The following is a 14,112-nucleotide window of genomic DNA, read 5'->3' as shown; positions in this document are numbered from 1 at the left end:
TGATCGGCAGGTCCGCCGACCGTCGTCCTCGCGCTTGGAGAGCACGAGTCCACCAGACCTCATCGGCTGGCTGCACTCAGGACAGGCCAGGACATCGCTGATCATGCGGCGAACTCTAACGAAAGGCGACCGTTGGGACGTGTACATGGACGCCGCAGCTGGGGCGGACGAAGCCGACCGGATTCGAACCGGCGTCCTCGCGATTTTGGAGACCGCGTGCGACTACCTCTGCGCTACAACTTCGCCCGACTGGGATCCTAGTCCCGCCGGCCATGCGCGAGGCATACGGGCGCTCTTCGGCAGGACCCCCGCTCGCTTTCCAACTGTGGTGGTGGGGTGGTGGGCGTCGTTCGGGAGCGTTCACCTGGGTTCATGGGCGGTTGGCGACCGAGGTGGGCCCGGCTCCGGGTCTCGTCTGAACGGCCGTGAACGGTGCTGAATGAGACGGAAACCGAGACGGCCGCGCGACGGAGGACGCCCGCCCTGTGGACGTGTCCGTCACCAGGTCAAGGCGCGTTGGCTTTCATGCGAACTTCGGCCGCTTCAGGTAGGCCACAGGGTTGTCGCTGTTTGAGCCAGGAGGTGCGGGCACAACTTGGACGAGTTCCCAGCCGTCTTCGCCAAAGTTGTCCAGGATCTGCTTCGTCGCGTGCAACAGCAGTGGCACGGTCGCGTACTCCCACTTCGTCAGCTCCGCAATCCCACCTCCGGTGTGGGCGGACAGAGGCATGGCATTACTTGAGACGGCCACGGCCGCCGTGGGGCTTTTCGCCTTTGCTTGCCCGTCGACTGGTGACAACAGCAACAGCGCCGCGCCTATCGAGAGCAGCAGTGCAGCGCTGAGCGACCACCAACGGAGGCGCGGGCGGAAGCGGCCCAGCGTCGAGCGAGTGATTCGGGCCATGGAAGTCCTCCTCGTGATTGGGGACCAGGACGCCGCAGGGGGCCATGTCAAAGGGATGTGGCCACCCGCCGGTATCTGGCAGTCCGGATAACGGTGAGGGATGTTCAACCGTCGCGTCGGACTCAGGGCCAACCGCTGTGCGTAGCGATTGGACACACATAGCGACGTTAGGTGGACACAGATGATCTCGCGCACCCCAAGGTGCCGAACGAGTGAACGAGGGATCGGTGCCCTGTGCTCGGTGGCGGAGCCGTGCACGGAGTGGGTCACGCGTTCGCCCACGGGTGGCCGCACAACGGCTCACAGCTCTGCTGGGCCCCCAACTTTGCCGGTGCGTGGCTTCGTTCGGCGGATGGTCGGAACCTTGGTCGCGGTCCGTTCTCAGCCGCAGCCGACGAAAGCCCGCCACAACAGCGCGTCAGTTGACCGACCAGGCGCGCGTGTGCCTCGCTGCACCCCCACCGGCCTCAGCCACGCTGTTGAGGTGTCGTCGATCAGAGGAAGCTAGGACGCCCAGCCCGTGAGCACACTGCCTGAGCCATCAGCTTGGGAAGCCGCGATCACTTGGGGCCCGTCTCGGCGTAGAGCCGTGGAGCGTCATCCACATCGAAGCCGGCTAACGCTCGGACTGTGGCGGTTGCAATGACGATCCCGTCTGACGACCGGCGACGGCTGCGGCGAGTGCCAGTAGGGCTTCGACCTGTGCAACCTGGGCGCGGGTTTCATATGAGGCCAGCTTTCCGATCTTGATCGGTGCCAAGAGATCGCTCGCGGCTTGGGCGTGTACTTCGTAGCTGGCCATGCGGAACTCCCCAGTGAGTTGGGTCATGGGAGCGGAACCGTACTACGTCGACCTTCGAGCCTGATTCCCTCCCCGGTACTGGCTGCCCGCTACCGCTCGGATGGCGCAGTTTCAATGGCCGAGGCGACCCGACGACCGGGATCGACGCCCCTCGGTGCGAACTATGGGCGCGACGGTCACTGAGGTCTGCCGGGCACGTCAGACGGTCGCTCAGGGCCGGTGGTGGTCGGTCTGGTCGCAATGGTGGCTGTACTTCGATGCTGTACAGCCACCTGCCCTGCCGGCCGACCACCACTTTAGGAGCGAAGTTGGGGGATCACAGGTCTGACCTGGGAATCCCTGCCTTGGGCGGCGTGGGGAGGTACGCACCTTGGCGTACCTCGATTACCCGTGAGTCCCCGTCCGTTCTGGCACGGAAGTGGCACCCCGCGACCCCCTCGAAACCGCATCGATCAAGGCTCTTGCGGCTCGCCCGCGGCAGCGTCATCCGCGGAACCTCTGCGGCCTCGCCTGGCTGCTCGCATTCGGTCGATGATGAGTCCTGCAAGTGCAGCCAGGAAACAGATCGCCGCTGCGCCGAAGCCCACCCGAAGTAGTGGCGGTCGCCCGTTACCCAACGCGCGGGCGCCGGCCCAGACCGCTGCGGCCGTGAGCCCGAGACCCTGTATCCACCATCGCTCATCCTTGGCGCTTGTCATGTACTTCATCAATGTCATACGTGATGATCCCACTCGCGCCCACCCACCTCAGCTCCCATCCCGTCTGCCGTCGGCCCACTTCCGGCAGGAATCGGCCGACCCAGTCCGCCTCCTGTGGACAAGGGGCCGTGAACGCCGAAGACCCCCGACCGGGATGGGTCAAGGGTCTTCGAACCGGTGGGGCCAACAGGATTTGAACCTGTGGCCTCATTCTTATCAGGTCGGTAGTGGGTCATCATCGCCAAAGGGGGGGGCCTTGACCCAAGGCCGGGTAGTTAGGACTTGCCGGGGAACAAGCCGTCGCTTCCGGCTCCGAGGCTCGTTGCCATGGTATGGGGAGTCCGGAGGGGATCGAGGTGGCCCTGGCCGCGAAGTTTGCGACGCTGTTCCCGCATCTCGACGAGCGGCAGCGGCGGCTGGCCATAGGAGCAGAAGCACGGTCGCTGGGCCATGGAGGCATCAGGCTCGTCGCTCGTGCGGCCGGAGTCCGGGAGGGAACCGTGTCGTGCGGGGTGACAGAACTGGATTCCGGCGAGGCGCCGTTGGGACGGGTGCGCCGGTCCGGTGGGGGCCGCAAGCGTGCGGTGGACCTGGATCCGGGCCTTCGGCCCGCGTTGCTGGCCTTGGTGGAACCGGATGCACGCGGGGACCCGATGTCGCCGCTGCGCTGGACGACGAAGTCGACCCGGCAACTGGCTGCCGAGCTGACCCGGCAGGGGCACCGGGTCTCGGCGGACACCGTGGCGGCCGTGCTGCGCGAGGAGGGTTTCAGTCTCCAAGGCAACGCCAAGACCATCGAAGGTGCCCAACACCCGGACCGCGATGCACAGTTCGCCTATATCAACGACCAGGCCAAGGACTTCCAGGCCGCCGGAGACCCGGTGATCAGCGTGGACACCAAGAAGAAGGAGTTGGTCGGCAACTACAAAAACGCCGGCCACGAGTGGCGTCGCGAAGGTGATCCGGTCCGGGTTCGCACCCACGACTTTCCCGATGCCGATCTGGGCAAGGCGGTCCCATATGGGATCTACGACCTGACCGCGGACACGGGCTGGGTCAACGTCGGCACCGACCACGATACCGCGGCCTTCGCCGTCGCCTCCGTCCGCCGCTGGTGGCACGCGGTTGGGCGCGACACCTACCCGCGCTCGCACCGTCTGCTGATCACTGCGGACGCGGGCGGTTCCAACGGCTACCGCACCCGGGCCTGGAAGTTCGAGCTGGCCGCGCTGGCTGTCGAGACGGGCCTGGAGATCACCGTGTGTCACTTTCCTCCGGGCACATCTAAGTGGAACCGAATCGAGCACCGCCTGTTCTCCCATATCACGATGAACTGGCGGGGCAGGCCGCTGACCAGCCATGAAGTCATCGTGAACAGCATCGCAGCGACCACCACCCGCACGGGACTGACAGTCCGCGCCGAACTCGACACCGCCCTCTACGAGACCGGCGTCCGCATCAGTGACGGGCAGCTGAACGTCCTGCCACTGAGTCGCCATGACTGGCACGGCGACTGGAACTACACCCTCCACCCCCAGGAACACCGCCGGGACGGCGTCCTTCCGATCCCGCCCCAGAACGAAGCCGGCCCCGGCCGCGACTGGCTGACCCATCCCGCCCTCACCGGCATCCCGCACGAGCAGTGGGACTCGCTGGTCACCGAGTTGGCAGCGGCCCGCGCGGCTCAGCGGGAAGCAGACCTCCATCAGCGACGCGGCGGCGACCGGCAGAAGACACCTGCCGCCGGCCTCTACACCGGTCGACGCCCCGGCCTCACCCTCGTCGACCGACTCCTGGCCACCGTCCTCTACCAGAGGTTCAAGATCCCCCAGGTCGTCATCGCCCCGCTCTTCACCGTGACACCCGTGACTCTCAACCGGGCCATCAGCCAAACCCGCCGACTCCTCCACGACATCGGACACGCCATCGAACCCGCCGAGACGCGATTGGCCACCCTCGACGATCTCGCAGACCTCACCGCACGCCTCGGTATCCCCAAACCGGAGATCAAGACGGCGAGTTATTGATCGGCAAGTCCTTAGTGTTTTCGCTGGTCACGCAAGGGGAGTTGGGGTCCATGCTGTGGCGGCGTAGAGGCCGGGGCCCAGTTTGTGGATGAGGCCGGTTTCGGCCCATCGGGAGAGCTGTCGATACATGGTCTCCATGGTGATGTCGCCGAAATGGGAGGCGATGTCACGGGGTCGCCAGAGGCGGTTGGGGTCCTTCTCGAGCAGGGCCAGGATCCGGTGACGGCGGCGCTCGGCGAGGGCGGTGTGCCGGTCGTCGCGGGAGACGGCGGGCAGCTGGGGGCGGGATTGCGCAGGCTCGAGGACGTTGATGTCGAGGGTCGGATAGCCGTGGTGAGACGTCCGCCCCAGCCAGACCCGGTTCCGTTCGGAGTCGGCGACCTTCTGTGAACTGCACCCGTCGAACGACACCGTTCGGAACGGGCCGAATCGCACCCCTGGTGTCGTCGGCCGGGCCAGCGGCCCGGCCAGCACCTCGAACAGTGCCCGCACCGGTGCGACTCCAAGCCGACGGCGCAGATCACGCAGGGCCTTCGGCGTCGGAGCGGCCACCGCGATCCCGTCCAGGCCCACCGTCAGCTTGTCCCAGACCAGCCGGTATCCGACCTCGGGGAACAGATACATCGCGAGCAGGAAGTACACCCCGACCCGCGACGGGAGATCACGTAGTCGCCGCTGCACCGACCGCGTCTCCTCCAGGATCGCGTCGACCAGCTCGAACGGCACGACGGCTGTCAGCTCGCCCAGATGCCCCGGCGCGAACCGGCCCGCCGCCACGGTGACCGTACGGGTGCTGGCCGCCACCGGGGCCGACAGGACATGATGAAACGGCAACGGAGCTCCTCGGGAACAAGCTGTCTTGGTCGACTGCCTGTACCAACGAGCTCCGTTGTTCTGTGTCGGACATCCCTCAACGGGCTTGCGTGACCAGCGAAAACCCTAAGACGTCATCTCATTTGGAGTGTTCGGTAGGCTTCCGGTGTGGGGATCGTTGAGCGGCTGGTGCCGGATGAGTTGTGGGAGTTGTTCCAGCGGGTGGTGCCGGAGGCGCCGAGTCGACCTCAGGGAGGCGGCTGGCGTCGGCACGGGGATCGGGAGGTGCTGGCCGCGATCGTGTTCGTGGCCACGTCGGGCTGCACGTGGCAGCAGCTGCCCTTTGCCTCGTTCGGACCTTCGGGAGCGACAGCCCACCGGCGTTTCGCCGAGTGGTCCAAGGCCCGGGTGTGGGCGAAGCTCCATCGCCTGGTCCTGGACGAACTCGGTTCCCGCGGGGAGCTGGACTGGTCTCGCTGTGTGATCGACTCGGTGAACATGCGGGCCCTGAAAAAGGGGATCTGACGGGTCCGAATCCTGTGGATCGCGGCAAGTACGGGTCGAAGATCCACTTGATCACCGAACGGACCGGGCTGCCCCTGTCGGTCGGCATCTCGGGTGCGAACATGCACGATAGTCAGGGCCTGGAGCCGCTCGTGCGGGGTATTCCACCGATCCGTTCGCGCCGCGGTCCGCGCCGCCGCAGGCCCGGCAAGCTGCACGGTGACAAGGGCTACGACTACCGCCACCTGCGGCAATGACTCCGCAGCCGGGGCATCACCCATCGTCTGGCCCGGCGAGGCATCGAGTCCTCCACCCGCCTGGGCCGCCACCGCTGGGTCGTGGAACGGTCCGTCGCCTGGCTCGCTGGCTGCCGCCGACTCCACCGCCGCTACGAGCGCAAAGCCGAACACTTCCTCGCCTTCGCCGCCATCGCCTGCACCTTCATCTGCTACCGCCGACTCACCAAATGAGATGACTTCTAATACTGCAACGGTGCTTGCCGTGACTGTTGGCCAGGTCGTTCGTTGGTGTGGTTATGGGTGGGGACCTTGCTGATGTCAGGTTGTGGGCGGGTGAGCTCGAGGCGGTGCACGAGCGGTTTGTGCACCGGTTCAACCGGTCGGAGCCGCGGGAGTCTGCGCTGGCCTATATGCGGGGGCTGGTCGCGCCGCTGGAGCGGAAGAACGGCTGGACGCTGGCGGAGGAGGCCGGGCATGCCGGCCCCGATCGCATCCACCGGCTGCTGAACCGGATCGAGTGGGACGCCGACGAGGTTCTGGACGACGTGCGTGACTACGTCGTCGAGAACCTCGGTGACCGGGATGCCGTCCTGATCGTCGACGACACCGGCTTTCTGAAGAAGGGTGTCCGTTCGGCCGGGGTCCAGCGGCAGTACTCCGGCACCGCGGGACGCACGGAGAACTCCCAGATCGGGGTCTTTCTCGCCTATGCGACGGGCCGCGGACGCACGCTGATCGACCGGCGGCTGTATCTGCCCACATCCTGGACGGACGACCGGGAACGATGCCGGCGGGCAGGCATCGACGACAGTGTCGCCTTCGAGACGAAGGTGGCAATGGCCAAGGCTATGGTCGGCCGGGCCATCGCCGAGAAGATCCCGTTCGGCTGGGTGACGGCGGACGCCGCCTATGGCTTCAGCAAGAGCTGGCGGTTCGAGCTGGAGCGGGCGGACGTCTTCCACGTCATGGCCACCACCCGGCACGACACCGTCGTCACCCGCTGGTCCATCGACCACCCCGTCCACGACCTGTTCCCCGGTCTGCCACGGCAGAAGTGGAAACGCCGTTCCTGCGGCAAGGGAGCCCACGGACAGAGAATCTACGACTGGGCCCGCGTCGAGGTCCGGCCCTGGCACCGCGAGGACCGCCGGCACTGGGTGCTCGCCCGCCGCAGCGTGAGCAGGCCCGAGGAGATCTCCTACTACATCGCCTACTGTCCGGCCCAGACCACGCTGGACGAGCTGATCCACATTGCCGGCAGCCGATGGGCGGTGGAGGAATGCTTCCAGACGGCGAAACAGGAATGCGGCCTGGGACGACTACCAGGTCCGCCGCTATCCCGGCTGGCACCGCCACATGACCCTGGCCATGGCCGCCCACGCCTGCCTGACCGTCCTGCGCGCCCGCGAACTCGACGCCGACAAAGCAGAAACGGATCCTCCCAGCTCATCCACCTCAGCCTCGCCGAGATCCGACGACTGATCACCCGCCTCACCGACCGCCGGCCCACCCCGGTCGATCACATCCTGCACTGGTCGACATGGCGCCGTCGACGCCAACACCAGGCCCGCATCAGTCACTACAAACGACGCGGACACAGCCCATGAAAACTGCCCACCAATCAGAACAAGCACCGTTGCAGTACTAAGGGCGTCAACGTTGCAGGAACGTTCGGCTCAGCTGTCGGCAAGATCCCGCTGAAGATGATCTCCAGCCTGAAGAACAAGATCGTGGACGCCGCAGCGGATGCGCTCGCAGCCACCGAAGGAGGTGGCGGACAGTGGGCCAAGCCCGTCAACGCTCCGTTTGGCACGCGCTTCGGCGTGGCTGGCAAGATGTGGTCGTCCGGTCATCACACGGGCCTCGACTTCCCCGTCCCCATCGGGACGAGGATCAACGCCGTCGACAACGGCAAGGTCACATACGCCGCGGGTGGCGGCCCCTACGGCAACCACGTAGAGATCAGCCACGGTGGTGGCCTCTCCTCCCTGTACGCGCGCATGAGCCGGATCCTGACGTCGGTCGGCCAGGTCGTGAAGCAAGGCCAGGAGATCGGCAAGTCCGGCGACACCGGCAACGTCACCGGTCCGCACCTCTACCTGGAGGCGCGCGTCGGAGGCAAGCCCGTCGACCCGATGAAGTACCTGACGGGCGGAGGCGGGTTCGCGGCCAACGCGACCGGCGCGGCGCAGACGTACGCGAAGAGCATCCTCGGCAACTACGGATGGGGCCCCGGGCAGTTCGGCCCCCTGAAGAGCCTGTGGAACGGCGAGTCCGGATGGCACTGGAATGCCAAGAACCCCAGCTCAGGCGCATACGGCATCCCGCAGGCGCTGCCCGCGGAGAAGATGGCGTCCGCCGGCTCCGACTGGAAGACGAACGCGAAGACGCAGATCCGTTGGGGCATGGACTACATCAAGCACCGTTCGGACTACGGGTCTCCTGCCGTCGCGTACTCGAAGTGGCTGTCCCGCTCGCCTCATTGGTACGACGACGGCGGAATGATCCCTCCGGGTCTCTCCCTCGTCGCCAATGGCACCGGCTCCCCGGAGCCCGTCTTCACCGGCTCTCAGTGGGCCGACATCCGTTCCGCGAAGGGCGGAGGCGGACCCACAAACGTCGTCGTCGAGAACCACGTATGGATAGGTGACCGCGAAATCACCGACATCGTGGACCACTGCATCACGGTCCGCGACGCGGACACCGGTCGCGCTCTCGACGCGGGCCGCTGGGTCTGACGCACACCGCACGCACACACCGGGACGTCGCCGACATGGCGACGTTCCTCCCTACGCCCCGCGGACCGACATGGACCGCGGGGCGTTCCCATGACTTGAGAGGACACCCCATGTTCGACACCACGAAGCCTGTGAAGGCCGCTCCCGTCTCATGCCCGCACTGCGGCTGTGACGTCCCTCAGAGCCCCGGAGCGGGTCGCGTACGGCAGTACTGCACTGGAAAACTGGCGCCGTCGCATGCGCCACGCAGGATGGCTCTAGGCCTACCGGGAGACGAGCGCTCGTCTGGCCGAGCTGATGACGCTGTGCGCTTCAGTCCCGTACACCGCAGACTCGTGGAGCGTGGCCCAAACACGTCCGTACAGGCGGATGTTCTCGGCGTCGTCGAGCCACAGCTCCGCGTGCCAGTCCTCCGTGATGACGAGCCGCTCACCAAAGATCCAGAACCCGTTGGCCGGCGGGAGTTTCAGCGACGCTGCGAACGGCACGATACCTAGCTCTACGGAGTTCATCCCGACGACGCTTGCGAGGCGGTCCAACTGTGCGTCAAGGACCGAGGGAGGGCAGACGAGGACTCGGAGCGCTGCCTCCCACATGATGACCTTGAGCGTGTGGCCGCTCTCGTAGAGCCAGGCCTGACGCTTGGCCCGTGCTAGGACAGCCTCGTCGGCGTCCTGCGTCGATCCGAAGAACGAGCCATAGCGCATGAACACGTGCCGCGCGTAGTCGGCGGTCTGCAACATGCCTGGGATGACGGACTCTTCCCAGGCATGGATGACGGTGGATTGGGACACTTCGACATTCCACGAGTCCTGAACAGGGCTATGCCCGGAAGCTAGCTGGCGTCGCCATGAGCGGATCTGTGACTCGAAGCCGCGCAGCCGGGCGAGCATCCCGTCAAACTTGTCGGGTTGCCCGCAGGCGTCGACCCACCGTCGGAGGTCGTCCTCCGTGATGGTCTGCTTACCACCCTCGCACTTGTAGATCTTCGAGTGTGGCCACGCGAGTGCGGATGCAAGCTGAGTGCCGGTGAGTCGGCCTGACGGGCAGGTGAGGCGCAGCTCTCGAAGAGAGATGCCGAAGGCCACGCGCGCCTGTTGGTAGTCCGTGCTCACCGGCTCTCTCTCACTGGTCGGATGCGGCAGCCACTTGCTCCGCGAACAGATCGTAAGCAACGGCGCCGTGCGTGGCGGCGTCGCGTACCTGCATATAACGGTTGACCTCTGCGGGCTCCGTAATGACTTCCGCCCCGAGCAACACGTCCGACTCGTCGAAACGGAGGATGGCGACGAGGCGTGAGTCAAAGATCCAGAAGTCTTCTGCGGGCAGATTGCGGGCGTCCGCATCCTGGCGCCGCAGGTACCGCATGTCCTCCCCGGCGGCAGCGTTGCGCGGCGCGTCGGCGAGTAGGAAGAGCTGACCGGTGGTCGGCGATGCATCGACGATCCGGACGCGCCCCACTGTCTTGCCGGCTGACGTCTGGCGCCGCATGAGCTGCGACCACTCGTCTTCCGTGTCCAGGTCGAAGCGTCCCGTACGGACGAACTCGTCGTACGTCGGGTCTTCCGTGTCGGACTGATAGCGCCCGCGCGTCTCAAGCCGCCATGCAGTGTGCTCGAACGTCTCGAAGAGGAGCCCGAACTCCTCCAGGTCGATCAGCTTCGGCACACGCTCCAGCTCCTTCGGTCCGTGGTTGACGAGGGTCTCCCGCGGGACGAGGACAGCTACGTCGTCGGTCCCCAGGAACCGCAGCTTCGCAACCTCGTCGGGATCGGTAAGCGGGAGACCTTGAACGATGAACTCGTCAGTGCCGACGACCTCATGAACTGCCGGGCACCCACCGTTCTTGCTGTCGGTGCCGTTGAAGCGGATGTTCCGAGTCATGTCCGGCCTCTTTCCGGGGAGTTGGGTTCACTCAGCGTCGCTTCTGTTGTCGATGTTCTCCACATGGTCCGACACCCGGCGTGAGAACACACGAGAACATTCGGCCAATCTGCGCGATCATTCGAGAACATCACGTCGACGCGAGAACATTCGGCTCCGTAGCGTCGTGGTATCGAACCCGCGGCGGAGGTACAGGAATGGCACTAGAGCGGACGCTCAGGGATCCGATTCAGCTCCTGGACCCTGCGAGTTATTTGGAACCGGTACCGACGCCGGATTGCGACGTGTGCGGGGCGCTCGCGGATCAGTGGAGGGACGCCCGGAACCCGAACAGCCCGAACTATGACGTGACGCGGGCGTCGGACATCATCGTCGAGATGCGGCGCCATCAGGGCGGGGTGAAGGGGAAGTGACGAAGGAAACCCGCTCCTACGCCTATCCCTTTCTTACGCCGCGGATATCCGTCGACGACCTCCCCGCCCGCCGGTGGGTCGAATGCGCCTCGTGCATCGACTTCAAGGACATCGACCACACCTCGGAGGCGGAGGTGTGGGCCGTGGAGCACCTGAGCCACAACCCCCGTCATGACCGCTTCCGCATAGTCCGTCAGGTCGGATGGAAGCTCACCCCGACGGCTGTCGACTCGGAGCCCGTGACGGTCTGAGCTGTCCCCACAGACCCGCCCGCTAGCCGCCTGTGCGGCCGGCGTGCGGAGGGCGCGGCGGGGGTGGTCCGGGTAGAGGTGCGAGTGAGGTCGGACGGCTCCTCGCACCCCCGATAGCGTCCTGCACTTCCCGTCCCCCTCGTGACCTAGTCGCGGAAACGCGAGGGAGGACGGGGCGCCGCCCGTCGGAGGAGTCTCGGCCTACTGAGACTGCCAGGGGCGGCAAGGGAGCCCCGCTCATCCCTGGCCTGGTAGACGCAGGGGGGTGAGCGGGGCTTCTTCCTGCAGACGTTGACTACAGTTAGGCCGTCTTGCTGATGAGGAAGACGTTGTACGTCAGCACCCTCATGGAAGGCGTTGTCGCCCCGGCAGCCGACGCGGGATCGGCCCCGACGAGCCCCGCTGCGGTCAGGGACAGAACAAGGACGGCTGCGCCCTGCGTGCGACGCGGTGAGGAGAGCGGCACTGGGTCTCCCGGTGAGTGAGGGGGGTGGGTTGCGCCGCACATCAAACCACCGGCGATTACTGTCAGGTAACTCCCGTGCACGGAAAGGATGTCGCCGACAAGTACGTCCGGAGGCCGTCCAGACTCCGGGACCGGTACGGGACCCGCCCCGGCCCCGACTCCGGGACGGTACGGGACCCGCCCCATTCATACGTGAACACGACGTCGGGTCCCAGCCCGTACGACCCGCCCGGCGGCCACCTTCTGCAGCAGGCTGTACGCCAGCACCGGCAGCAGGACGTGCGGGCGGTCGGGCAGCGTCGTCGCGATCAGGACGGCGCTCGCGCTGCTGTTGTTCATGCCGCAGGCCAGGGTGACCGACGCGCCCGCGGGTGCGTCGAGGCGTAGTGCGCGGGCGGTGACCAGGCCCAGGGCGAACGACAGCCCGCAGACGGTGGCGGCGACGGCCACCGCGGCGGTGAACAGGACCGGCTCGGGGTGCGCGATGAAGGGGCCGAGAGCTCCGCTCGCGTTGACGTAGGTCAGGAGCAACGAGGCGAGTATCGCCGCGGGAGCCGCCGCACCGAGCAGGAGTCTCACCGGGCGGCGGGGCAGTACCAGGCGGCACAGGATTCCGGCGCCGCACGGCAGCAGTACCCCTGTGAGGGCGAAACCGCTGCCCGCGGTCCGGGCCGCGTCCGCCAGCGAGCCTGCGTACGTGCCGTGCAGCAGTGGGCACAGGGTCGTCAGGGTCACCGGGACGGTGAGCGGACTGACGATCGTGGACGCCAGGACGAGGCCCACCGCCGTCGGCTGGCAGCCCTCCCCCTTGGCGGTCCACACCGTTGCCCCGGCCGCCACCGGCATCGCCACGATCAGGATCATCGCCGTGATCAGCCCGCTGCCTCCGTCACTGTCGGGGGACTGCCGCAGTGCGAACGCGACCCCCGGGATGATCACCAGGGGTGCGACGAGATGCAGAGCGAGGCCCGTCAGCAGTGCGGTGGGACGGCCCAGAAGCGCGCGCAGTTCGCTCAGCGGCACTTGCAGGCCGGCAGTGAACAGGACCAGGGACAGCAGGAAGGGCGCTGTTCTGAAAGGGAATTCGGTCATTCCGGCCGGGCCGAGCCAGTGAGTGCGGCGTAGCCACAGGCCGGGGGCAGGCGCTGTCGCGGCGGCCAGATAGACGATGCCCACCGCCCAGCCGAGATGACTACGGAGCAGAGTGAGGGGGGACGTCGCGCTGGTCGTGGGATGCATCGTGGCGCTCTTCCGTCGTGGGGCCTGGGCGGAGACGGGGCGCCGATATCGCGGAGAGCGCGCGGGGGAGGAACCGCGCGAGGACGTAGAAGAGCAGGCTCAGCCAGCAGATGGCGAACAACCAGCCGCCGACGACGTCGGAGAACCAGTGCACGCCCAGATAGACGCGGGAGAGGCCGACCAGCACGGCCCAGCTGCCGATGAGCGCAACAAGGGTTCTCTTGCACTGCGGGGCGCGGGCGAGCACCGCGATGATGAGCAGTCCGCCGGTGACGGCGGAGGTGGTGGTGTGACCGGAGGGGAAGGACCAGCCCGAGGCGTGGGTGGCCCAGTCCGCCATGGGGGGCCGGGGGCGGGCGACCAGCGACATCACGGTGAACCGCACGGCCTGCGCGGCGGCCAGACAGCCCACGCAGGCGGCGACGGTGCGGACCCGCTGCCGGGCTGTCCGTCCGAGGAGGAGGCCGGCCACGACGACCAGCGTGTACGCGATAACTCCTGTGCCGGTGTACGTCACGCCGCGTGCCAGGGCGAGCGCCACGTCCGGGCGGTGGGTGAGCGACCAGGTGGTCAGCGCCTCGTCGCCGAACAAGGGGGCACCGTCGTGGCCGGTCACGATCAGTGTCAGCAGTACGAACGCGACCAGGCTTCCCACCGCCGTCGAACCGGCGATGTCGCCGGTGTCGTCGCGCTTCACGGCCGAGTCCGAGAGGCGTCGGCCTCGCGCGCGGGCGTGTCGCCCGGGGCGGCGGACATGGGTGTGGCCCCTTTCCATGGCAGGCGCGCAGGCGGCAGGACACCTCGCCCGCGCCGACCGCATCGCTGCAATCGTCTACACAACTGTAGACGATTGGGGGCCGGGATCGTTCCCGTATCGCCCGAAGAAGATCGCCGTCGTGCGGTCCGGCGAGGATCGCCGTCGTGCGGTCCGAAGGAGACCGCCGCCGTGATGTCCGGCCAAGATCGCCGCGATGCTGCCCGATGAAGATCGCCGTCGTGCCGGAGGGCGGAGATCGCCGTCGTGCCGACCGACGGAAACCGCCGCCGTGTCGGCTGTCGGCTGTCGGCTGCCGGGGAATGCCGCTGTGCTCCCCGTCGGAGATCGCCGCCGGGCCGCCCGACGGATGCCGTACC

10 protein-coding genes, 1 tRNA gene and 2 pseudogenes are annotated in these 14,112 nt (G+C 66.9%); 5 read left to right on the top strand and 8 right to left on the bottom strand.

The features are described from left to right. Positions 1–168: 168 nt before the first annotated feature. The 3 genes from N4G66_RS30495 to N4G66_RS30485 all read right to left on the bottom strand — a co-directional run bounded on the left by N4G66_RS30495 (position 169) and on the right by N4G66_RS30485 (position 1,706). Positions 169–243, bottom strand: a tRNA-Trp gene (locus tag N4G66_RS30495). 280 nt (positions 244–523) lie between these two features. Then, complete coding sequence (locus N4G66_RS30490) at positions 524–691, bottom strand: DUF4177 domain-containing protein (protein ID WP_261707482.1); 168 nt, start codon at positions 689–691, stop codon at positions 524–526. A gap of 829 nt (positions 692–1,520) precedes the next feature. After that, positions 1,521–1,706: a hypothetical protein gene (locus N4G66_RS30485; RefSeq protein ID WP_261707474.1), complete on the bottom strand. Its 186-nt coding sequence runs from the start codon at positions 1,704–1,706 to the stop codon at positions 1,521–1,523. Between the two features lie 1,030 nt (positions 1,707–2,736). Here N4G66_RS30485 and N4G66_RS30480 point away from each other — a divergent pair. Beyond that, complete coding sequence (locus tag N4G66_RS30480) at positions 2,737–4,431, top strand: ISAzo13 family transposase (RefSeq protein ID WP_261707473.1); 1,695 nt, start codon at positions 2,737–2,739, stop codon at positions 4,429–4,431. Positions 4,432–4,458: 27 nt separating this feature from the next. Here the strand turns inward: N4G66_RS30480 and N4G66_RS46010 are convergent, their stop codons facing one another. Next, on the bottom strand, positions 4,459–5,265 hold the full coding sequence (locus tag N4G66_RS46010; protein ID WP_391858911.1) for a transposase domain-containing protein: 807 nt from the start codon (positions 5,263–5,265) through the stop codon (positions 4,459–4,461). A 153-nt stretch (positions 5,266–5,418) separates the two neighbouring features. On the opposite strand from N4G66_RS46010, the pseudogene N4G66_RS30470 reads away from it, so the two are divergent. The 3 genes and pseudogenes from N4G66_RS30470 (at position 5,419) to N4G66_RS30460 (ending at position 8,725) form a co-directional block, all read left to right on the top strand. Further along, positions 5,419–6,218 (top strand): annotated as a pseudogene (locus N4G66_RS30470) (IS5 family transposase). A 65-nt stretch (positions 6,219–6,283) separates the two neighbouring features. Continuing rightward, positions 6,284–7,469 (top strand): annotated as a pseudogene (locus N4G66_RS30465) (IS701 family transposase). A 221-nt stretch (positions 7,470–7,690) separates the two neighbouring features. After that, positions 7,691–8,725 (top strand): M23 family metallopeptidase, encoded by a 1,035-nt coding sequence (locus tag N4G66_RS30460; RefSeq protein WP_261707472.1) that lies wholly within the window; start codon positions 7,691–7,693, stop codon positions 8,723–8,725. A 263-nt stretch (positions 8,726–8,988) separates the two neighbouring features. Here the strand turns inward: N4G66_RS30460 and N4G66_RS30455 are convergent, their stop codons facing one another. Together N4G66_RS30455 and N4G66_RS30450 are read right to left on the bottom strand one after the other, a co-directional pair. Continuing rightward, positions 8,989–9,840, bottom strand: a complete 852-nt coding sequence (locus tag N4G66_RS30455) for a helix-turn-helix domain-containing protein (RefSeq protein ID WP_261707471.1) — start codon at positions 9,838–9,840, stop codon at positions 8,989–8,991. A 10-nt stretch (positions 9,841–9,850) separates the two neighbouring features. Beyond that, entirely contained in the window at positions 9,851–10,609 is a 759-nt protein-coding gene (locus N4G66_RS30450; RefSeq protein ID WP_261707470.1) for a DUF6879 family protein, read from the bottom strand. A 409-nt stretch (positions 10,610–11,018) separates the two neighbouring features. On the opposite strand from N4G66_RS30450, the gene N4G66_RS30445 reads away from it, so the two are divergent. After that, positions 11,019–11,273, top strand: coding sequence for a DUF7848 domain-containing protein (locus N4G66_RS30445; RefSeq protein WP_261707469.1), 255 nt, complete (start codon positions 11,019–11,021; stop codon positions 11,271–11,273). A 652-nt stretch (positions 11,274–11,925) separates the two neighbouring features. On the opposite strand, the gene N4G66_RS30440 is transcribed toward N4G66_RS30445, so the two are convergent. Both N4G66_RS30440 and N4G66_RS30435 read right to left on the bottom strand, forming a co-directional pair. Then, complete coding sequence (locus N4G66_RS30440; RefSeq protein ID WP_261707468.1) at positions 11,926–12,978, bottom strand: sodium-dependent transporter; 1,053 nt, start codon at positions 12,976–12,978, stop codon at positions 11,926–11,928. After that, positions 12,932–13,675, bottom strand: a complete 744-nt coding sequence (locus tag N4G66_RS30435; protein ID WP_261707467.1) for a phosphatase PAP2 family protein — start codon at positions 13,673–13,675, stop codon at positions 12,932–12,934. Before N4G66_RS30435 ends, N4G66_RS30440 begins: the two co-directional genes overlap by 47 nt. Between the last annotated feature and the right edge of the window lie 437 nt (positions 13,676–14,112).

This window comes from Streptomyces rhizosphaerihabitans (assembly GCF_025399795.1).
GTDB classification, from domain to species: domain Bacteria; phylum Actinomycetota; class Actinomycetes; order Streptomycetales; family Streptomycetaceae; genus Streptomyces; species Streptomyces rhizosphaerihabitans.
The sequence above is the reverse complement of the archived record's forward strand: the minus strand, read 5'-3'. Positions and strand labels throughout refer to the sequence as shown.

Excerpts from the sequence above, each read along its gene's own strand:
- N4G66_RS30480 (WP_261707473.1), top strand. The coding sequence starts at position 2,737 with ATGGGGAGTCCGGAGGGGATCGAGGTGGCCCTGGCCGCGAAGTTTGCG.
- N4G66_RS30440 (WP_261707468.1), bottom strand. The coding sequence starts at position 12,978 with ATGCATCCCACGACCAGCGCGACGTCCCCCCTCACTCTGCTCCGTAGT.
- N4G66_RS30450 (WP_261707470.1), bottom strand. The coding sequence starts at position 10,609 with ATGACTCGGAACATCCGCTTCAACGGCACCGACAGCAAGAACGGTGGG.
- N4G66_RS30485 (WP_261707474.1), bottom strand. The coding sequence starts at position 1,706 with ATGGCCAGCTACGAAGTACACGCCCAAGCCGCGAGCGATCTCTTGGCA.
- N4G66_RS30460 (WP_261707472.1), top strand. The coding sequence starts at position 7,691 with ATGATCTCCAGCCTGAAGAACAAGATCGTGGACGCCGCAGCGGATGCG.